Origin of the sequence: Acinetobacter sp. YH12116, assembly GCF_013418895.1 — a bacterium.
GTDB classification, from domain to species: Bacteria; Pseudomonadota; Gammaproteobacteria; order Pseudomonadales; family Moraxellaceae; genus Acinetobacter; species Acinetobacter indicus.
In genome coordinates this window covers 1-20,976 of the sequence record NZ_VPBE01000011.1, presented here as the reverse complement: position 1 = coordinate 20,976, position 20,976 = coordinate 1, and the positions used below count along the sequence as shown (strand labels likewise).

Genomic DNA, 20,976 nt, shown 5'->3' with positions numbered 1-20,976 from the left:
TGATCATGCCTAAAATAAAACCAACCAAACTCGCGCTTGCTGCGTTGGCCATTGTGGCACTTATTGCTGCAGCCTGGTTCTTTTTAAAACCTAAACAGGAACAGCCACAGTACATTACCGCTGCCGTCAGCCGTGGCGATATTGAAAATTCAGTACTGGCCACCGGTGTCCTTGAAGCCACCAAAATGGTCAGTGTCGGCGCCCAGGTGTCGGGACAGGTCAGAAAAATGTATGTTGAACTCGGCGATCAGGTCAAACAGGGCCAGCTGATTGCCCAGATTGATTCGGTACGTCAGGAAAACGAATTAAAAACCGCAGAAGCCAGCATTAAAAACCAACAGGCTCAACTGGCGGTGCGTCAGGCCAATCTTGCCAAAGTCGAAGCTGAATATCGCCGACAACAGGCCATGTATGACCAGGATGCGACCTCACGTGCAGAACTGGAAGCCGCACTGGCCAGCTACAAAACCGCACAGGCCGATATTGCTGCCATTAATGCCCAGATTGAACAGTCCCGCTTAACTTTAGCCACCACACGTGAAGATTTAGGCTATACTCGTATTGTTGCACCCATGGATGGTACGGTCGTGGCGATTGTTACGGAAGAAGGTCAGACTGTAAACGCCAACCAGAGTGCGCCGACCATTGTCAAACTAGCCAAGCTCGACACCATGACCGTAAAATCGGAGATTTCTGAAGCCGACGTTATGAAAGTGGAAGAAGGCCAGCGTGTGTACTTCACCACCTTGGGCAACAGTGAGAAAAAACACTACGCCACCTTGCGTCAGGTTGAACCGGCACCGAATTCAATTAACACCGAAACCAGTAACAGTTCCTCTACTTCAAGCTCTGCGGTGTATTACAACGCCCTGTTTGATGTTCCGAATGAAGATGGCAAGTTGCGTATTGACATGACCGCACAGGTGTCAATTGTGCTGGATGAAGCGAAAAATGTCCTGATGATTCCAGCGGCAGCCATTCAGGCCTCTAACCGTCCACAGCGTAGCCGTGCCCCGGGTGCAGATCAGGCGCCGGCTGAACGCGGTGCATCTGAAGCTCGTGGTCAACGCCCGGCCGATGACCGTCCTGCGCGCTTAACCCTGACCGAACAGGAACGTGCCCTGATTGATCAAGGCAAAGCTGCACTGGCAATGGTACGTGTCTTACAGGCCGATGGCAGCGCCAAACCGCAACAGGTCCTGACTGGCTTAAATAACCGGGTTAGCGTTGAAATCATCAAAGGTTTGAAAGAAGGTGATCAGGTCATTATTGCCGATGGTTCAGATACTTCAAACGATGGCGCCAAACGTAGTAACCGTGGTGGTCCTTCCGGCCCAATGAGAATGTAAGCATGAGTCAACAACAGCAACCTCTACTCGAGGTCAAGAATCTGACTCGTGAATTCCCGGCAGGTGAATCAACGGTGCAGATTCTCAAGGGTGTCGATCTGGCGATTTACCCCGGTGAACTGGTCGCAATTGTCGGTCAGTCCGGTTCGGGTAAATCGACTCTGATGAATATTTTAGGCTGTCTGGATAAACCGACCTCGGGCAGCTACCGCGTCAATGGCCGTGAAACCCGTGAACTGGAACCCGATGAACTGGCGCAGTTACGCCGTGAATATTTTGGTTTTATTTTCCAGCGTTATCACTTACTCGGTGATTTGAATGCTGCTGGTAACGTTGAAGTTCCCGCGATCTATGCTGGTGCCGATACCGATGAACGTCATCAACGTGCAGAAAAACTGCTGACCGATTTGGGTCTGGGCGAGAAAACCCAGAACCGTCCGAGCCAGCTTTCCGGTGGTCAGCAACAGCGTGTTTCGATTGCCCGTGCACTGATGAATGGCGGCGATGTGATTCTGGCCGATGAACCAACCGGTGCGCTGGATAAAAATAGCGGCATCGAGGTGATGCGGATTCTGCGCGAGCTGAATGCCCAAGGTCATACCATTATTCTGGTCACCCATGACCACAATGTCGCCAAAAGCGCCAGCCGGATTATTGAAATCAGTGATGGGAATATTATTTCCGATCAGCCGAATACGCCGGAAACCGAAGGCGCGCCCCTAGAAAAACAGCAACTGCAACGCAATACACAAAAGAAAATTTCGTCCTGGCGTTCTGCGGTGGACCGCCTAGGGGAAGCCTTTCGTATGGCCTTACTGGCCATGAATGCACACCGGATGCGGACCTTCCTGACCATGCTCGGGATTATTATCGGGATTGCCTCGGTGGTTTCGGTGGTCGCACTCGGCAATGGTTCACAAAAACAGATTCTGGAAAACATCAGCAGTCTGGGTACCAATACCATCACCGTGTATCAGGGCCGGGGCTTCGGGGACAATTCACGTTCCTCTCAGGTCAGAACCCTGATTCCCGCAGATGCCGATGCGCTGGCGGAACAGCCCTATGTCGATGGGGTCAGCCCGTCGGTGAATACCAGCGTGACCGGACGCTTTAAGGAAATTGAAGCCTCGACCACCGTGAATGGTGTGAGTGAAGACTTCTTCTATGTACGCGGTCTGGATTTTAACAGCGGTCAACCTTTTGACCGGAGCAGTGTCCGCACTCAAGCCCAAGACGTGGTGATTGATACCAACACCCAAAAGACTTTCTTTAGTGACGGCTCTAACCCGGTAGGTCAGGTGATTTTACTGGGGAGCGTACCCAGTCGGATCATTGGGGTGGTCGATGCCCAGCAAGGCATGGGCGGTAATGCGGATAGCCTGAATGTCTATCTGCCCTACTCCACCGTTTTAAGCCGGATGCTGGGGCAATCGCATGTGCGCAGCATCATTGTCCGGATTAAAGATGAATATCCAAGTGCCACCGCAGAAAATGCAATTTTAAGCCTGCTGGTCCAACGCCACGGTGCGCAGGATGTCTTTACCCAGAATGCCGACAGTATTCGGGAAACCATCCAGCAGACCACTGCGACGATGACCCTGCTGATTTCAGCCATTGCCGTGATTTCTCTGGTGGTGGGTGGTATCGGGGTGATGAACATCATGCTGGTATCGGTTACAGAGCGGACGCAGGAAATCGGCGTTCGTATGGCGGTGGGTGCCCGACAAAGTGACATCTTGCAGCAGTTCCTGATTGAAGCCGTACTGGTCTGTATTTTAGGTGGTATTCTCGGGGTGCTCTTATCTTTAGGGATTGGACAACTGATTACCCAGTTCGCCGGCGGGACTTTCCAAATGGCTTACTCGACCACCTCCATTGTGGCAGCCTTTATCTGTTCCAGCCTGATCGGGATTGTGTTTGGCTTTATTCCTGCCCGTAACGCTGCCCGTTTAAATCCCGTCGATGCCCTGTCTCGAGAATAAGGATACTTTCATGCAATTGAATTTCAGTAAACTTGCAACCGCCTTGCTATTGAGCAGCAGCCTGGTCGGCTGTGCGGCGGTGGTGAAAACCCCATATCAGGCACCCGCTGTGACTATTCCAGGCAGTTTCCAGAACAGTAAAGCGGTTAGCCAGCAGGTGCATGCCCAGGTTCAGGCCGATCAGTGGTGGACGCTGTTTAAGGATGCCCAGCTGAATGCCCTGGTTGAACAAACCTTGACGCGCAATAGCGATCTGGCAGTTGCGGGGATTAACCTGCAACAGGCTCGTCTACAGGCGGGACAGTCTCAAAGCCAGCAAGGGATCCGGATTGGAGATGCCAGCATTTCAACCGGGCACCGTTTTAGTCTGGATGGCGATGGTAATGCCTCGACCGGAATTTCTCTGGGCTATCCACGCTTGAGTTATGAACTGGATTTATTTGGCAAACTGGCCAACCAGACCGAAGCTGCGCGCTGGGAAGCCTTAGCCACCGAGCAGGATTTACAGGCCACAGCACAGAGTTTGATTGGTACAGCAGCAGAGCTGTATTGGCAGCTGGGCTATTTAAATGAACGTTATCAGGTGGTCCAGCAAAACCTGGCGACCGCACAAAAAACCTATGAACTGGTACAAGTACAGTATCGGGCTGGCGCGGTATCGGGTCTGGATGTAACCCAGGCAGAACAGTCGGTACAAAACCAGAAATCAACCTTAAGCCAGATTGAGCAGCAGCGTGTAGAAACCCGGACAGCCTTGGCGGTTTTATTAAACATGCCGGTGCAGCAGCTGAATATTCAGGAACCGCCGCGTTTACCACGCACGGCTCTGCCGGAGATTAGTGCCGGTTTACCTGCAGAATTATTGGCGCGTCGTCCGGACTTACAGGCTGCCGAGTTACGCCTGCGTAAAGCCCTGGCCAATAAAGATGCCAATCGGGCCAGCTATTATCCATCGATCAGCTTGACCGGTGCGCTCTCTAGCGGTGTAGTCGCCTCTACCTCACTAAGCAGTGCATTGCAAAATCCGGCCTTGACCTTGGGTGCAGGATTAAGTCTGCCATTTTTACAATGGAATGACATGAAACGCGATTTACAGGTCAACGAACTGGAATATGAAAAAGCGATTTTAGAGTATCGCCAGACCCTATATGCCGCCTTTGCAGATGTGGAAAATGCATTATCGGCACGTAATGAGCTGGATAAGCAGCTTGCTTTACAGGCACGTAATGTCGAACTGGCGGAAAAGTCTGAACGGTTGACTGAAGTTCGTTATCGTAACGGCGCAGTGGCGTTAAAAAATCTGTTAGATGCACAGGAAACCACGCGTAATGCCCGTTTGTCTTTGGTACAAACCCGTCAGAGCCAATACAATGCTTATGTGACCTTGTTACAAGCGTTGGGTGGGAGTCCAATTCAGCAGTTGCCTTAAATTTGATTAAAAATTAAAAAGCCCTAAGGGGCTTTTTTAAATTCAAGATGTAAAAATCTTAGAGTGTAGTATTTCATGGGCTTTGTTGCACAAACCTATCTGTAAAGGCTTTTTCAGCGATATAATTTTCAAATGAAGAAGCCTACACACAAAATCTACCGTACAACCAATTGGCCCGCATATAACCGAGCACTCATGAGTCGCGGAAATATTGCCATTTGGTTTGATCCTGCTACGCGATGGGCTGCATCTACTCATAGACTCTACAGGCATGAAGTTTCTGGGTGAGGGCGAATGGAAACGCAAGAAACATGGACCTGAATATCGTCGCCAATGGCGTAAATTACATATTGGTATAGATGCTAAAACCCTGCAAATACGTGCTATTCAGCTCACAACCAATAATGTCAGTGATTCACAGGTGCTTGGTGATTTACTCGATCAGATTCCACAAGATGAGCAGATTGACTCTGTTTATACCGATGGAGCTTATGATACCAAGCAATGCCGTCAGGTCATTGCAGATCGGCAAGCGCATGCAGTGATTCCACCTAGAAAAAATGCGAAACCATGGAAAGATACAAAGAGTAGCTCGCTAGCGCGAAATGAATTACTTCGAACAGTTAAACGTTTAGGCAGGACACTATAGAAAAAATGGTCAGGCTATCATCGCCGCAGTTTGGTGGAAACCAAGATGCATTGCATCAAATTATTAGGCGATAAATTAATGGCAAGAAGCTTTCCTAGTCAGGTGAATGAGATTCATGCACGTGTAGCAGTCCTCAACAGATTTACGGAATTAGGTCGACCACTTACCCAAGTTACGCCTTAAATTTGGCTCAATTAGGGGCGCTTTGCATTTCAAATCTTTGTGCAACAAAGCCGTAAATAGACCAAACTACTTATCACTCTCCATAAGAAGTTTTATATCATCTGGTATTGATGCATCTGGTATTTCATTATTTTTTATTTTCTGTAAATAACTTTTAGCAATTTCTTCATTATTACTTGCAGCAAGTGTTAGCCACTTTTCTGCTTTTACCAAATCTTGAGTTACTCCATTAGTTCCAAAAAAATAGGCTGTACCTAAATTAAGTTGAGCAAGTGAAGACCCCTTAGATGCAGCTAACTCTGACCAATAAATAAATTTCTCTCCACTTTTTGGTACGCCCTCACCAAATGCATATAATCCAGCCAATTCATTTTGGGCAATTACATCCCCACTTTCAGCAGACGTTTCTAAAAGTTTTAAATAATTTTCCTTATCGCCAGCTTCAGAATATTTCTGTATTTTTTGATATGAATCTTGCTCCGTTGATGTAATCTTTTCTGAATCAGGAAGTGTATTCGTTGATGTACCATTACTACAACCACTTACCATCAATAGGCTGAAAAAGATAGAATAAGAATATTTCATTTACTAACTCCAAAAATTAAAAACTTGACGGAAACCATTGAGAACTCGGAGGTACATTTAAATACACAGGATTTTCTTTTTGATATCTCTCCCCCAGTTCTTGTAATCGCTTCATTTCAGTACATTTGCCACTTGAGTTGGATTAGGCATAACTAATGCAGCGGTCTTTTGCTTCATCCAATAATGTAGATGCGCCGACAGGACTTGTATTAGTATAGACTACCCACCCATCGAAAATGCTTATGGTGAGGCAGGTAAACTATAATTAGCTAATGCTGGTACTGCTACTCAGCATGCTGAGTTATATTTTCTTGCGCATGGCTTTTTTGGTCATTATCACCACACCCAGTTAACCCCAATAAAATTGCTAGTAAAAGTATTTCTTTCATTTATTTCTCCTTGTTTTCAGTTATTTTACTTTTTAATAAATGACTATAATTGGTAAGAAATAAAAAAACCTGCTAATACTTTTCTCTTTAATTACAAAAACAAGAAAATAATTTTATTTAAAAAACCTATCAAACAGTATCTTTTCATATAACCCCAGAAAATAAAGCTTCATTATGATAAAAATGATAATGAAGCCTCATCATTTATTTTTGCCTAAGAATATTTAAATTATTAATTGCGTTTAAATGTCCTTGTTTAGCTGCTTTTTCATACCAAAATTCAGCTTGATTTTTATCTTTTTTTACATACACACCTTGCTCAAAGAAAACCCCTAAATTATATTGAGCTTCAGGATTACCTAGTTCAGCAGCTTTTTCAGAAAAACTAAATGCTTTCTCATAGTTTTCCTGATCCAAGTACATTTTTGATAAACCCTCATATGCCCGTGAAGGGTTATCTTGGACCCCTAATAAATACCAACTCTCTGCTTTTTCAAAATCTGGTGATCGACCAAAATCCTTAACTCTATATAGCTCTGCTAAGTTCAATTTAGCATCTTTGTTACCATACTTATTTGCTTCTAGAAAATACTCTTCAGCCTTCTGAAAATTCTTATCTTTTCCTAAACCAGCAAAATAAATCATACCTAATGAGTTTATAGCTTCATGGTTATTAGCTTTTGCAGCCTTTTCAAACCAATAGTAAGCTTTATCATAATTAGGTTTGATATTATCTAACCCATTTAGATAGACCCATCCCATTAGATTCTCTTTTTCATCTAAGGATAGATCTTTTAAATTAAAAATTTCACACTGCTTACTACTACTTCCTGCTAATTTACACTCTTCCTCAAGCGTAGGAAACCTGTCCTGTTTATTCAAATTTGTACAAGCAATTAAACTTCCGAGAATAAAAAATAGTAAAATATGCTTCATATACGATTACCTACAATAATTAACTGCATAACAAACTGAACCCGTTGCACCAGCGCCAGCACCTACAATAACGTTCCCTGAATATGTTTGTGAGCCATCTGTATTTTGACAAGCTTGAACACCACCACCTATCACAGCAGCTCCTTTTGCACTGCCACAAGCAGAACCAGAACTTGAAAATCCTTGACTTGTTGAACTATTGGTATAACTTTGTCCACCACTTCCATAAGCGCTTGCCTCTGCTCCAGCACTACCACACACGGTTACAGCTGCACAACGTAAAACTTTTCCATATTGATCTCGAGTATGTCCACCACCAACGCCAATCGATGCTCCCGCTATTGCTGAGAGCCCAACATTCACATTTGTCATTGTCGTATAAGGCACATGTGTTGCGGCTTTTACAGGTGGAGGAGGCGTCATTACCTGATTTCGATAAGCTGGATCATTTTGCATTCGCCAATTATGTTCAGATGCTTTGGCTCGACCATACTCCATTAATCCAGGAGGGAATGCATTTGCCCAATCAAGTCCCATCGGATCAACCCATTGAGTTGGATCTCTTACATAAGCAGAAGTATTCATTCCTCCATTCAACCCAATCGGATCTTTACTCACATATCTTGCACTATGTGGCTCGTAATATCGGTAACGATTATAGTGCAGTCCTGTTTCTTGATCGTAATATTGACCTTGGAATCTGAGATTACTCTGCTCAAACGGATTGTCTGGATTTACTGTTTTGATGTCGAGTGTGCTGCCCCAAGTATCTTGGGTAATTTCCCAAACACACTCACCTCTTGCATTGGTCATAGTCTGTGGCGTACCGACTTGATCACAATGGTAAAAAGTGATCTGCTCTAACTCCACTCGATTTTTACGGGTATCATTGCGCCATACAGGATCTTTATAAACCGAATAAGGTTTACTTTGATATTCAGCATAATCAGGTGTTTCAATCAGTTGAATAAAATCTTTATATCCAGCTTGCAACAGTGGAACAAAGCTATTCGGTTCATACAGATAGTGCTTGGTAAAACTATCTTGCTCTGATTTGCGGGATTCCCAAATCATCAAATCGCCATCCCAACCAAACAAGGTCAGCGCATCTACCGTTTTCTTATAAAGTCTGCGCCCAAATACATCATAACCGTAGTCAGTGACTTGACCATTGCGATCACTGCGAATCAATCGATTTTGGTTGTCCCATGTCAGTTTGAGGGTTTTACCTGCTTGTTTAGCCTCTATGACATTGCCTTGTGCGTCGTAGTGGTAATGTTTTCCTTGATAGCTTCTGACCAGATTGTTTTTAATTTGTGCCGTACTAGATGCGGATACAGGGTCGATCAAATTACCCGCAGGATCAAAGCTAAAACTCTCGGTTTTATGTGCGCTTTGTGTTGTGATTAAGCGCCCAATTGGATCGTATTGATAGTTGAGCTTACCCAAACGGCTATCTTCAACTTGGTTTAGTAGGTAGTTTTGGTCGTAATGATAATGTCGATGCGCTTGGTACTGTAAATAGTCTTGCGTTTCTTGTTCAGGCTGAATCAGTTGTGAACTGAGTAAACCAACGTCATTATAGTGTTTAGTTTGGATGAGTCCATTTGCCAATAGGCGTGTTGTTTCTCGATGTAAGTCATCTCGTTGGAATGAAACCATGTCCTGTTTATTCAGGGCAATCGCATATAAATGTCCTGAGCCGTAACTCAAATTGGCTTGTTCCTGTCCATCTGGACGGATTGTTTTAACTAGATTACCAAGTTCGTCATATTCATAACGTAACACCGCAGTAAGTGGACGAAGCCCTGAGATTTTGTAGTGCTGATGCTCTCTCACCAATTGCCCAAGGGCATTGCGATAAAAATCAATTTGGCTAACCTCATTACTGACTCGGCTCAGTTGACTGTTCAGATTGTAATCAAATTGTTCTGTTTGCTTCTTTCCTGTATGTAAATGGGTAAAGCTTTTCGATGCGATTTGTCCATCTGCGTAATAATCAAATTGGGTCAGGATATTAGGCTGTCGGATTTCAGATAACCTGCCACTCTCATCATGATAGCTGTAGTTTTTTTCTTCTCCATCAAAAGCTTGTTCACGTACCAAATAACCATATTGATTGTAATCAAATAAATATTCTGCTTGGTTTTGGTTGATTAGTTTTTTGATGCGTCCCTGTTTATCCCATTGATAGCCAATGCGATGTCGATTAGCATCGATGCGTTGTTCGAGTAATCCTGTGGCATTGTATTGGTACTCAGTCACTAAACCTTTAGTATCAATATGTTTGAGTAAACGCCCTTCTTCATCATGTTCAAAATGTTCTTTTAATCCATCAGGGTAAACAATACTTTGGAGTTGTCCTTTGTCTCGACCTTGAGTGCTGTAAAGGTACTGTACGACTTTATCATTTGCAGTTTGTTCAGCTGTTAGCGAACCCTCTTCATCGTATTCCCAAGTACTGCTTTTGCCTGAGCAATCAGTATAGGAGGTCATTTGTCCTAATTCATTGTATTGAATTTTTTTGCTGCCGCCTTTGGCATCAATCACTTCGATCAATTGATTGTCATTGTTGTATTTATATTGGGTGATATGCCCCAAAGGATTTATTTCTTTGCTGATATTACCCTTGGCATCATATTCTCGTTTCCAAATATTGCCTTCAGGGTCTTTGGTTTCGACCAAATTGCCTTGCTCATCATAGGCAAAACGGATTACTCCGCCATTTGGCTGTACGATTTTGATGAGTTGATCTTGATCATTGTATTCTTGTTGGGTCTCTCGCCCTTCAAAATCAATTTGACGGGTAATACGTTTTTTACTATCACGGCTGTACCACGATTCACGCCCATCTGCTAAACGTGTACGGTAGGTAAATCCATTCAGATCAAAATAGTAATAGGTCGGGACATCGTAAGCGTCATAAACAGCAACTTGGCGTAAGCGAGGATGCCACTTGAGTTTGGTATGGTAACTACCATCATCTGCCCATTCTTCAATTGCTTTAGCTTGGGCGTCGGTTGATTCATAGCGAATATTTTGTCCACGCCCTGTACGATCGGTATAACGTGTAAGTTGATGAAAATGGTTGTATTCATAGTTTCGGACATGACCATTTTGATCAATAGCTTCAATTAAATTGCCTTGGGTATCATATTGATAACGCGCTAAAGGCTCAACTTGTTCATCAACAAATACAGCAATGATTTTAACTTGCTCATTAAAAGCAAATTTCAATTGATGTTGGGCATGTGCTAATTGGAAATCAACGCTTTGTAGATAGGCAATTTCATCAAAAATAAGGTAGCTTAAAACAATTTTTTCTTGCGTATTTTCATTAAATTGTTGAATCAACTGATAAGGCTGTCCAGTCGAAAATTGATGGAATTGAAAAGACCACTCTCCACCAAAGTTTAAAACGAGATCACTATTTTCAATGGGTTGTACCGTTATACCTTCATACGGCACTTCATAGGCCTGCTGAATAATAGAGGCAGGTAATTGTAGTTTGCGGCCTTTTCCATCAATAAACAGATAACCTTTTTCATTCTGTTGAATGATATTGGAAAAAGGCATCTGCCAGCGCGCCCCCATGCTGCTACCATCAAGCTCAGATAATTGAGAGTTATAGAGCCGGCTAAAGACAAAACCTATTTTGGGCAAGCTAAAGTCACTATGGCTAATCCGCTCAGCGCCGATGGCATAGCTAATACTGTTACCTGTTGCAGATTCAGATGCTACTGCGGTTTGCGACATATTCAAACAAGGCGGTTCCTTTAACGCATCAGCTTGTAAGGAAACAAACTCTAAAATATCACCTTCAGTATGTCGTTCATATTCACCGGTCTGATTGATGGGTACACTGGCTCTGCCCTGATATTCAGCGGACTGAATTGCGCTGAGCGTTTCCTGAATCAGCCAGGCCAAACTATATTGCAAACCGGCATTGGCCTGTTCTTGCAGAACGGTATTTAATTGAGTGATGGCTTCGGGAATAAGGGTCTGTAATGAACTCTGTTCCGGATTTAACTTTGGTCGTACATCCGCTTCTGCTGGTGCCTGGATTAATTCAATTAATGGACTGGCCCAATTGTTAAATTGTAATTTAGGATCACGTTTTTCTGCTGAGGCGCCAGCAGATGCCGTAGCTGTGGTCGCCCCAGCTCCAGAGGAGACCAAACTGTTTAAAATACTTCCGCCCAAATCAGCCGCTGCTTTGAGCAGGCCAGTGAGTTTGGTCTGAGTTTCCTGTAAAAAAAGCTCCAGATCACCTGCAATACGTGCATTCAGATGCAGCTCCATCCGACGTAAATCGGCTGTTTTTACTTTAGTATTGGCAGGATATAAACACTCTGCCATAAGTCCAAACATTGGACGTAGCGCCATCCGTGCATGTGCTTCATTTTTGGGCTCTGCAAATAAACCAATTAAATTGGCTGCCAGTAATGCATGACGCTGTACAGCTGCCGCGCCCGTTTGTGGCGCCATAACATAAAGCAGTAAATCTAATACGCTACCAGTTAAGGCATAAATATTGGCTACGGTTTTAATTGTAGCCTGGCCTTCAATTTGCATCAGACTGGTTTGACCACAAACCTGCAAATAATTCTGGATCTGATGGGCAATCAGTTTATGATCTTCCAGATGAGTTACACTGTTTAAATTAAATACAGCCAATTCGACAGCAGCTTGCTGTTCTTGTTTTTTATTCTGATCGGTTGATGTAGACATGTTTAATCCATACGTTCTTTATTTTAAATACCGGCACAACTTAAGTTTTCTTTCTTAAGGTTTCGGTAATTTTCAGCCCACCCGCCTGATAGTGCTTTTGGGAAATAAAATCTTCCGAGGTTGGAGAAGACTTTGCAGCCACTGGAACTGCAGGTTGCTCCACCGGAGAAAAGTCTGGCTGCTGGGTTAACACTGGAGCCACTAGATTTTTTGATGCTCCATACCGCGTGGTTTCGGTATAGGTCAGCCCTCCAGATTGGTAATATTTTTGGCTTACCCAATCATTATCCTGAGGCAAACTCGAAGATGTATTTCCATTAGAGCCTGTTGGCATCAAGGACATTGCATTCTGTGGCAATTGCGCTGTATGTTTTAATTGCTCAGGCGATAAATTAATATTGAGCTGATTGGCCACAGCTCCTAGTGCAGCTGAGCTTGCTTGCCCTTGGACCTGACTCAGCATTTGGCTTCCAGTCTGGTTCAGTGCAGTTTTAGCCATATTCTTCAAGCCATCAGCATTCAGCGTATCTGGAGATAACAGGTTTGTCTTTAGCTGTGACAGCATATTCTGTTTCACAGACTGCAAGCTATTTTGAGCCAAACTTTTAACCTGACTGCTTAATTTGTCTGTCCAGGTATAATCGCGCTCAAAGTGGCTGGCCTGATCCCAGGCACTCCGGGTATCTTTGTCAAAGATAATTTTTGCTGCTCCTGGAGCAATACCCGTCACCTGAGCAAATCCATTCGCATCCAATTTACCGCTAAACTCCTGCCCTAAAGCATCAATCACTTTATAGCTATTTTGTTCAAAGAAGTCTTGACCTCCATAACTACGCAGCAGCTCCAGGGTTCCTTTTAATGGTTTAGCTCGAGGTAATTGCTGTACGCTGGCATCTATATTGGCACCGGTATTAAAGGCATGCTGCCCCGCCTTCACCTCAAACTTGCCACCCGTGGTTGGAAAAATCCCCGAGCCATTAATCTTGATTTGTGAACCACCGGCGGTCAGGTTAATTTCGGTTGGACTGGTAATATAGACCGTGTCTTCCGTCGAAATAATTTGCACCCCTTTTCTGGCAATCAGATCTGCACCATCACCCTGTGCCTGAATTTCGACTTTGCCTTTACCCGCATATAAACGTGCACCCTCTTGTGCTGCAAACAGGCTCAGTTTCTGGCTGGCATGGGCAATCAAAGATTGCTGCGTACTCAGGTTAATACTCTCTCCGGCACTGTGACTGATCTGACCATCAGCAGAGAGATGCACATCTTGCTGGCTACTTAAAGCAATAGAGTTTGGTGCGCTGAGGATCATCAGTGCCTGTTTAAAAGCAGCGGCTTTGCTTTCATCCTGCTGTTCGATCTGCTCTAAAAAATTCTTTAAGTTATCGAGAACTTCTAAAGGGTCAGTCTGCTGGTTTTCGGCCACTTCACTTAGGGCAGTACTGTTGTTTAAGCTGCTTTCTAGCTGGCTCTTGGCTTCACTGGCATCGAGATGATTGCCTTCGGCCTGTGCCTGTGGATGGGTGGAAATCAGCAAGCCTTCTCCAGCACGGACTGCACCCCACTGATCGGTTCTCAGTTCAAAACCTTCACCACGACCGTCACTTTCAGCGCTGGCTTTGGGATGGCTCAAGTTCCCCAGGTTCAGTTGGGTCGCGCCATGACTACTTTGCAGCTGGGCTGAAATCTGCTTCGGAGTATCATCAAAACGCAGCTGGTTAAAACCACTGCCCTCAATTTCCTGTGAGCGGATCCCGCTGAGTTTTTTGGTGTCGGGTAGCTGGCCTAGGGTATCAAAGCGGGTTGGCGAGCGTTCTGCTTCATGTAAACGCCCCACCACAAATGGCCGGTCGATGTTACCGTCAAAGAAGTCGATCACCACAATTTCATTAATCCGTGGCAGGAAACGTGCCCCGTAGCCTTCTCCGGCCCAAGGCGTCAGTACATCGACCCAGGCCGAATCGGTGTCATTGTCATTACTGCCGGCCCCGCCATCATGCTGATGGTCATCACTGCGGGTAAACAGGAAACGGACTTTGATTCGGCCCCATTCATCGACATGGATGCTTTCGCCAGCAGGACCGACTACCCGGGCGCGCTGTGGATGAGCCGCCGGTCGGTGCTGTAGTGGGTGGTATTCCGGTACCGTATGGATGTTGCGACGTTGCAGGGTTAAGGTATTGCCTTGACGTTCATCCGGGTGTTGTTCGTGTTGAAAACTAAAATGGCTATGCCAGTGGCTCTGGCTGAGTAGCTGGTTAATCTGCTGATTGAGGTCTTTAGGTAAGTTGTTCTGGTTATAGAACTGTTTGCCGGTGATTAAGAATTCTTTGTCTGCTGCGCTGTGCTGATCAATTTCCGGGTGTTCATTCAGTTCAAACCAGTAGCCGACCTGGGCATCACGGACGGTGGAGTGGGCACTAAAGTATTTGGATTGCAGGTCGTGGTAGTGACTGAGGTTCTGGTTCAGCTTGTCCAGCTGGTTATTAGAGGATGCGGTGGCCTGGTCTTCGCCATTTAAATCCTGCATCCAGGCCGGGCTGATCTGCCAGGCTTGTTCCAGGCTTAAGCTGGCATTGTCCTGATTGTGGCTGTGCTGGTGTTTGCTTTGCACTGAACCGGCACCTTCTTCCTGGCTCAGGCTATCTGACTGCCAGCGTTGCAGATGTACGGCAGTCGGTTGCAGGCTGCGCTGGGCAATCAACTGGGTGATGCTGTCTAATTGTTCGGTGGCACTGGAGCGATGAAAGCGGATGCTGCGGCGGTTTAAAGCACTGTACTGGCTGTTGTCATCAATCAGACGTAGTTTCTGGGCCTGTATCGGGCTGCTGGAATGTACGACCTGTAACTGGGCTTCATCAATCAGCCAGTTAATGCCTTCACTGCGCCAGAGCCGGGTCAAAAAGTCATAGTCGGTTTCATTGGACTGCATGATAAAAGGACGCACATCCAGTTCCTGGGTCAGTCCGGTTAAGTCCAGGGTCAGGCTGGCGGCAAAGAGTGGGCTTTTGTTTTGCCATTCTTTAAACAGAATTTCACTGACCTCACGCACGCTTTTATTCATAAACACGCGGCTGTTACGGCGTTTATGCCAGAGTGCGGTTGGATCTTCTAGCGTAAGTTTATAGAGGGTGAGAGAGCCATCACTCTGGCCTTGCGCGGCGGCGGTGATGATGCCGCTGCTGCGAAACAGCTGGCCCTGGTCAGTGACCTGGTCGACGGCGACCTGCGCGCCGATAAACTGTTTTAACGGAATCTGGGCGTTGGTCGAAAGACAGATCAGTTCGGCACGTAAACCGTCATTGAGCTGGTGTTCACCTTCGATGCGCTGTAAAAAAACATCGGCATTTAAGGCAGGCTGAGAAAATTGAATATGGAGGGCACGTTTTTGTGGGCTGAGGCCTAATTTTTCTAGTGCTGCAAATATATTGCTTGGCATCATTGTTCTGTAATAAATAGCTAAAAAAAAGTGTGGCTATTTTATACAAAATAACCACATAAAACATCGCTTCAACCCGGCCGCTTGTTTATCAATATGTAACTATCCGATAAAAAGCCGGCGCAGGTTAAAACGTTCCGACTTATTCTGCGTCCATCATGGCGGCGCTCATACCCACAGTATTAAAGCCAGCATCTACATATAGAATTTCACCGGTAATCCCGTTGGCCCACGGTGAGCACAGGAATAAAGCGGCATTGCCCACTTCTTCAATGGTGACATTACGTTTTAATGGGGCAATTTTTTCATTGGCATCCAACATCTTACGGAATGATTTAATTCCTGATGCAGCCAATGTACGGATTGGACCGGCAGAAATGGCATTAACACGAATGCCTTCAGCACCCAAGCTAGAGGCTAAATAACGCACCCCTGCTTCAAGCGAAGCTTTGGCCATGCCCATCACGTTGTAGTTTGGCATTACACGCTCAGAACCCTGATAAGTCAGGGTTAATAAACAGCCTTGACGCGCCTGTAATAATGGTTTTGCGGCACGCGCCATCGCAACAAAGCTGTAGGCACTGATGTCATGCGCAATTTTAAAACCTTCACGGTCGGTCACATCAGTAAAGTCACCATCTAAGGTATGGGCTGGTGCGAAACCAATTGAATGCACCACGCCATCCAGACCATCCCAATGTTGAGCAAGATCGACAAAGACCTGTTCAATTTCAGCATCTACCGCAACATCACAAGGAAGAACAATTTTAGAACCGAACTGTTCTGCAAATTCATCCACACGTTTTTTCAATTTTTCATTCGGATAGGTAAAAGCCAGCTCTGCACCTTCACGATGTAAAGCCTGAGCAACACCAAATGCAATGGATAATTTACTCGCAATACCCGCGATTAAAAAGCGTTTACCCGCTAATAGTCCTTGTGCCATGTGAATCTCACTCATATTGATTTTGCAGTATCATGCCAATTCTGAGCCAATTCGGAAATTGCATAATGCGCCTTTTTTTCAATTCCTCCGAAGAAAATAAAAATCGCGCAAAGGTTGCGCGATGTTAATGTCGATAAATGCCGGGAAGTTAATCATTGCTTTGCAATAAGCCCAGCAAACGCAGGAAGGAATAATACATCCAGACCAAGGTGGCCAATAAGGCAATGGCGCTCAGCCATTCCATGCTTTTCGGTGCACCTTGTGCTGCACCGGTTTCAATCAGGTCAAAGTCTAGAATCAGGTTTAAAGAGGCAATCACGGCCACAAATGCTGCAAAGCCAATTCCAAGCCAGTTGCTTTCAAACAGATAAGGAATACTCGACCCCAAGGCCAGACTCAGAAAGATTTGCACCACAAACACCATCGCAATCGCAATTGAGGCCGACATCACCACCGCCTTAAATTTTTCAGTGGCGCGAATTACCCGAGTACGATACAGCACAAACATCACCAATGTGGTCACAAAGGTAGCCAGCAAGGCCTGTAATGGCACACCCGGAAACTGCAACTGGAAGATCACTGAAATCCCGCCCAGAAAGGCCCCTTCAAACAGCGCATAGGGAATGGCCAGCGTGCGCGCTGTATTTGGCTTAAAGGTGGCCACCAAAGCCAGAATCAGTCCGCCAATGGCACCGACAATTGCGCCAGCATAGGCAATAGAAAGATTGGCGGTCAGGAAACTGTAGAAAAACAGGCCGATGCCCACCACGGCGGCAATTAAAGTCAGCAGGACAGATTTTTGGATTGCTCCCTGCACGCTCATCGGCTGGGCATAATCACTCGACACCTCAACGCGTGTCAGGATCGGGTTATTACTTTGCATGATTTAAGCTACTCCGATCATTGCGGCAAATGGGTTTTGAAATACACATTGCTCCTATCATAAGCGCGCAGCCGCATCCTGTCTAAATAATCGCCAAAAAGATTACATCTTTATAACGGGTGTGATTTCTGAATTACGCCGAAGTAACAGCAGATAAAACGATAGCGATAAAAAAAGAGGCCCAAAGCCTCTTCTTAAGCGCTGTGGATACGCTCGTCCCCACAGTGCAAATAGATGGATGATGAACAGATACTTATTTATTCATAATAAAGAAATATTCACGATAGTATTTCAGCTCGGCAATCGAGTCACGGATATCATCCATGGCCAGGTGAGAGGCATTTTTCTTTAAGCCGCTCATGATTTCCGGACGCCAGCGTTTGGCCAGTTCTTTAACAGAAGATACATCCAGATTACGGTAATGGAAGAACTGCTCCAGCTCCGGCATTAACCGGTGTAAAAAGCGTCGGTCCTGACAGATCGAGTTACCGCACATCGGCGAAGTTTTTGGATTGACCCATTTTTTCAGGAATTCCAAGGTTTGCTGCTCGGCATCCTGCGCGCTCAGTTTACTGCGACGTACACGCTCAATTAGCCCCGACTGACCATGCTGACGCGTGTTCCATTCATCCATGGCATTTAAAATACGATCTGATTGATGCACGGCCAGTACCGGACCTTCCGCCAGAATATTTAAATGATCGTCTGTCACAATGGTGGCAATTTCAATAATCTGATCATTATCGGTATCTAAACCTGTCATTTCCAGGTCAATCCAAATTAAGCGGGTATCAGGCGTGCTGCTCATAAATGTGCAATCTTATTCGTCTTAAAAACGGCTATAGTAGCAAATTTCTGTGTTCTTGGGTGTCATTCTGCCCGTGCTTCATGCTATTTTTGCACTCCAGATTTCATGGTTTTTTTAGGATATGAATGGCTTTAATTCGTAAGCGTCGCCTGACTGAACAGCAACAACGCCGCATTCAGAAACAGCAGCAAACCCGGCAGGAAGATATAGACAGCTCCAATGATCTGGAAGGTCTGGTGGTGCAGCATTATGGACGCCAACTGGAAGTACAAGCCCTCTCCGTGCCGGAGCAGCATCCTGAAAAACCCGTGGTGGCCGAAGGTGAACCTGAACCGTTCTGGAAACCGATTGAACTGGGCAGCATCTGGCGCTGTCATACCCGTACCAACCTGGAATTACTGGTTACCGGTGACCGGGTTAAATGGCAGGCCGATCCGAATACCGGCCTGGGTATTATTAGCGCGATTCATCCGCGCCAGTCTTTGCTCACGCGCCCGGACCGTTACCACAAAGTTAAACCGGTAGCCGCCAATATCTCATTGATTGTGATTGTGTTTGCACCGCTGCCAGAGCCAGCACCGGGTCTGATTGACCGCTATCTGGTGGCCTGTGCCGATGCCAATATTCCAGCGCTGCTGATCCTGAACAAATCCGACCTACTTACCGAAAATGATCCGATTCTGGATTTACTGCAAGAATACCGCAATTTGGGTTATGAAGTGATGCAGACCCAGTCTGATGCAGATCTGACCGAACTGTCCAACCGTTTAAAAAATGAAACTGTGGCCTTTGTCGGTCAGTCTGGCGTGGGTAAAAGCACCCTGATTAATGCCATCGTGCCGGAAGCGGCGCAGAAAACCAATATCATCTCAGAAAACTCGGCCCTGGGTCAGCACACCACCACCTCCACCCGCTTAATTCCGTTTGGTGAAGGTTCGGCGCTCATTGACTCACCGGGCATCCGTGAATTTGGCCTGTGGCATTTGACGACTGAAAAAATCCAGCAGGGTTTTCCGGAAATTAAAAATCTGCTCGGTCACTGTCAATTCCGTAACTGTACCCATAAGCACGAAAAGCAATGTGCCTTGCGTCAGGCGGCGGCAGCGGGTGAGATTTTAACGCGCCGGCTCGACAGTTATTTACGTCTGATTGATGAAGTCAACGAAGCCCAGCAAAAAAATTAGTTTAATTGCAGCCCGACCCTTGAAGCGGTGATTTTGATCACCATATTTATAGGCTATACTCTGTGACAATTTTTGAAATTGTAATTTAGGTGACTTGTGGAACGTTGGTTCGAGTTTATGGGGAATCACCCCTTCTTGTTTGGAACACTGGCAGTTTTGGTGGTTTTATTCTTCATTTTGGAAGGCCAACGTAACGGGCGTAAAATTTCCCCACAATCTTTAGGGATTCTGGTGAAAGCCAAAAATGCCATGCTGATTGATTTACGTGATGCCAAAGACTTCCGTGAAGGCCATATCAGCGGCAGCCGCAACATTCCTTACAGCAAAATTTCAAGCCATATTGAAGAGTTAAAAACCGCTGACCGTCCATTGGTATTTATCTGCAATTTAGGTCAAATTGCCGGCACTGCCCTGCAACAGGTAGGCCACGCAGATAGCTATCGTCTGGATGGTGGGATCAGTAACTGGAAAGCACAAGGCTTACCTTTAGTAAAAAGCAAATAATCCGCTTGAGGAGATTAGCAATGGCTGAAGTAACGATTTATTCAACAACTGTATGTCCATATTGCGTACGTGCAAAACAGCTTCTTGAGCGTAAAGGCGTTGTCTATAAAGAAATCAATTTATCCAACGAAGCACCAGAAGTCCGCACTGAACTGATGCAGCGCACCAACCATCGTACTGTTCCACAAATTTTTATTAATGAGCAGTTCATTGGTGGTTTCGACCAGCTTTACGCCCTTGAGCGTGAAGGCAAACTCGATGACTTACTGGCGTCATAATTTCAGTTAATTTTCTGTTCATATTTTTAAGGAATAAATAATGAGTGAACAACAACAAGCTCAACCACAATTGGCATTAGAGCGTATTTATACAAAAGATATTTCTTTTGAAGTTCCAGGGGCACAAGTATTTACCAAAGAATGGCAGCCTGAACTGAATATCAATCTGTCGTCTTCTGCAGAAAAGATTGATCCAACCCACTTTGAAGTGTCTTTAAAAGTTGTTGTTCAAGCCAACAATGCCGGTGATACAGCATTTATTGTAGATGTCACTCAAGCAGGTATTTTCCTGATTGATGGCGTAGAAGAAGAACGTCTGCCATATATTCTGGGTGCCTACTGCCCGAACATCCTGTTCCCGTTCTTGCGTGAAGCAGTGAATGATATGGTTACCAAAGGCAGCTTCCCGCAATTGCTGTTAACGCCAATCAACTTTGATGCTGAATTTGAAGCCAACATGCAACGCGCACAAGCCGCTGCTGCAGAAGGTCAGGCTTAATTGTATTCAGGCATTTAAGTCCAACACGAAAAAGCCCTGCACTTGCAGTAATGCCAGTCAGTTAAGCAAATTTTAGAAAAATGTAGTAAAAATGAGTGTATGTAAATACGCTCATTTTTTTATGTCTTTATCTGAACATTTAGAATCCACTCTTGAACATGCTCTCCCATCACTTAGCCATTTTTGTGAACTTATTGAC

At 45.4% G+C, this 20,976-nt stretch carries 14 protein-coding genes and 1 pseudogene; 8 read left to right on the top strand and 7 right to left on the bottom strand.

The genetic code is table 11. The annotated features are described in order from the left end of the window. Nucleotides 1–5: 5 nt before the first annotated feature. From FTU54_RS08345 to FTU54_RS08330, 4 genes and pseudogenes are all read left to right on the top strand, one after another. Entirely contained in the window at nucleotides 6–1,349 is a 1,344-nt protein-coding gene (locus tag FTU54_RS08345) for a MacA family efflux pump subunit (RefSeq protein ID WP_180046248.1), read from the top strand. Between the two features lie 2 nt (nucleotides 1,350–1,351). Further along, a complete protein-coding gene (locus FTU54_RS08340) occupies nucleotides 1,352–3,331 on the top strand; it encodes a MacB family efflux pump subunit (protein WP_180046250.1) in 1,980 nt (659 codons plus the stop codon). A 10-nt stretch (nucleotides 3,332–3,341) separates the two neighbouring features. Beyond that, nucleotides 3,342–4,760: an efflux transporter outer membrane subunit gene (locus FTU54_RS08335; RefSeq protein ID WP_180046252.1), complete on the top strand. Its 1,419-nt coding sequence runs from the start codon at nucleotides 3,342–3,344 to the stop codon at nucleotides 4,758–4,760. Between the two features lie 132 nt (nucleotides 4,761–4,892). Further along, nucleotides 4,893–5,592: pseudogene (locus tag FTU54_RS08330) on the top strand (IS5 family transposase). Nucleotides 5,593–5,658: 66 nt separating this feature from the next. Here the strand turns inward: FTU54_RS08330 and FTU54_RS08325 are convergent. From FTU54_RS08325 to orn, 7 genes are all read right to left on the bottom strand, one after another. Further along, the gene (locus FTU54_RS08325) at nucleotides 5,659–6,177 is read right to left on the bottom strand and encodes a tetratricopeptide repeat protein (protein ID WP_075167347.1); all 519 of its coding nucleotides are present in this window, start codon (nucleotides 6,175–6,177) and stop codon (nucleotides 5,659–5,661) included. 593 nt (nucleotides 6,178–6,770) lie between these two features. Beyond that, nucleotides 6,771–7,502 carry a tetratricopeptide repeat protein gene (locus FTU54_RS08320; protein ID WP_168383420.1) on the bottom strand — a complete coding sequence of 244 codons (732 nt, stop codon included), beginning with the start codon at nucleotides 7,500–7,502 and terminating at the stop codon, nucleotides 6,771–6,773. Nucleotides 7,503–7,508: 6 nt separating this feature from the next. Then, nucleotides 7,509–12,233 carry an RHS repeat-associated core domain-containing protein gene (locus FTU54_RS08315; protein ID WP_180046254.1) on the bottom strand — a complete coding sequence of 1,575 codons (4,725 nt, stop codon included), beginning with the start codon at nucleotides 12,231–12,233 and terminating at the stop codon, nucleotides 7,509–7,511. Between the two features lie 40 nt (nucleotides 12,234–12,273). Next, on the bottom strand, nucleotides 12,274–15,675 hold the full coding sequence (locus FTU54_RS08310) for a type VI secretion system Vgr family protein (protein ID WP_257222802.1): 3,402 nt from the start codon (nucleotides 15,673–15,675) through the stop codon (nucleotides 12,274–12,276). 142 nt (nucleotides 15,676–15,817) lie between these two features. After that, nucleotides 15,818–16,621: an enoyl-ACP reductase gene (locus FTU54_RS08305; protein WP_005182307.1), complete on the bottom strand. Its 804-nt coding sequence runs from the start codon at nucleotides 16,619–16,621 to the stop codon at nucleotides 15,818–15,820. 148 nt (nucleotides 16,622–16,769) lie between these two features. Then, nucleotides 16,770–17,504 carry a Bax inhibitor-1/YccA family protein gene (locus FTU54_RS08300; protein WP_016659546.1) on the bottom strand — a complete coding sequence of 245 codons (735 nt, stop codon included), beginning with the start codon at nucleotides 17,502–17,504 and terminating at the stop codon, nucleotides 16,770–16,772. 253 nt (nucleotides 17,505–17,757) lie between these two features. Continuing rightward, entirely contained in the window at nucleotides 17,758–18,312 is a 555-nt protein-coding gene (gene orn, locus FTU54_RS08295; protein WP_005182297.1) for an oligoribonuclease, read from the bottom strand. A gap of 125 nt (nucleotides 18,313–18,437) precedes the next feature. Between orn and rsgA the strand changes: the two genes are divergently transcribed. The 4 genes from rsgA (at nucleotide 18,438) to secB (ending at nucleotide 20,777) form a co-directional block, all read left to right on the top strand. Next, nucleotides 18,438–19,496, top strand: coding sequence for a small ribosomal subunit biogenesis GTPase RsgA (rsgA, locus tag FTU54_RS08290; protein ID WP_005182294.1), 1,059 nt, complete (start codon nucleotides 18,438–18,440; stop codon nucleotides 19,494–19,496). 96 nt (nucleotides 19,497–19,592) lie between these two features. After that, entirely contained in the window at nucleotides 19,593–20,000 is a 408-nt protein-coding gene (locus FTU54_RS08285) for a rhodanese-like domain-containing protein (protein WP_005182291.1), read from the top strand. Between the two features lie 20 nt (nucleotides 20,001–20,020). Then, nucleotides 20,021–20,278, top strand: a complete 258-nt coding sequence (gene grxC / locus FTU54_RS08280) for a glutaredoxin 3 (RefSeq protein ID WP_005182284.1) — start codon at nucleotides 20,021–20,023, stop codon at nucleotides 20,276–20,278. Between the two features lie 40 nt (nucleotides 20,279–20,318). After that, nucleotides 20,319–20,777 (top strand): protein-export chaperone SecB, encoded by a 459-nt coding sequence (gene secB / locus FTU54_RS08275; protein WP_005182282.1) that lies wholly within the window; start codon nucleotides 20,319–20,321, stop codon nucleotides 20,775–20,777. Nucleotides 20,778–20,976 lie beyond the last annotated feature (199 nt).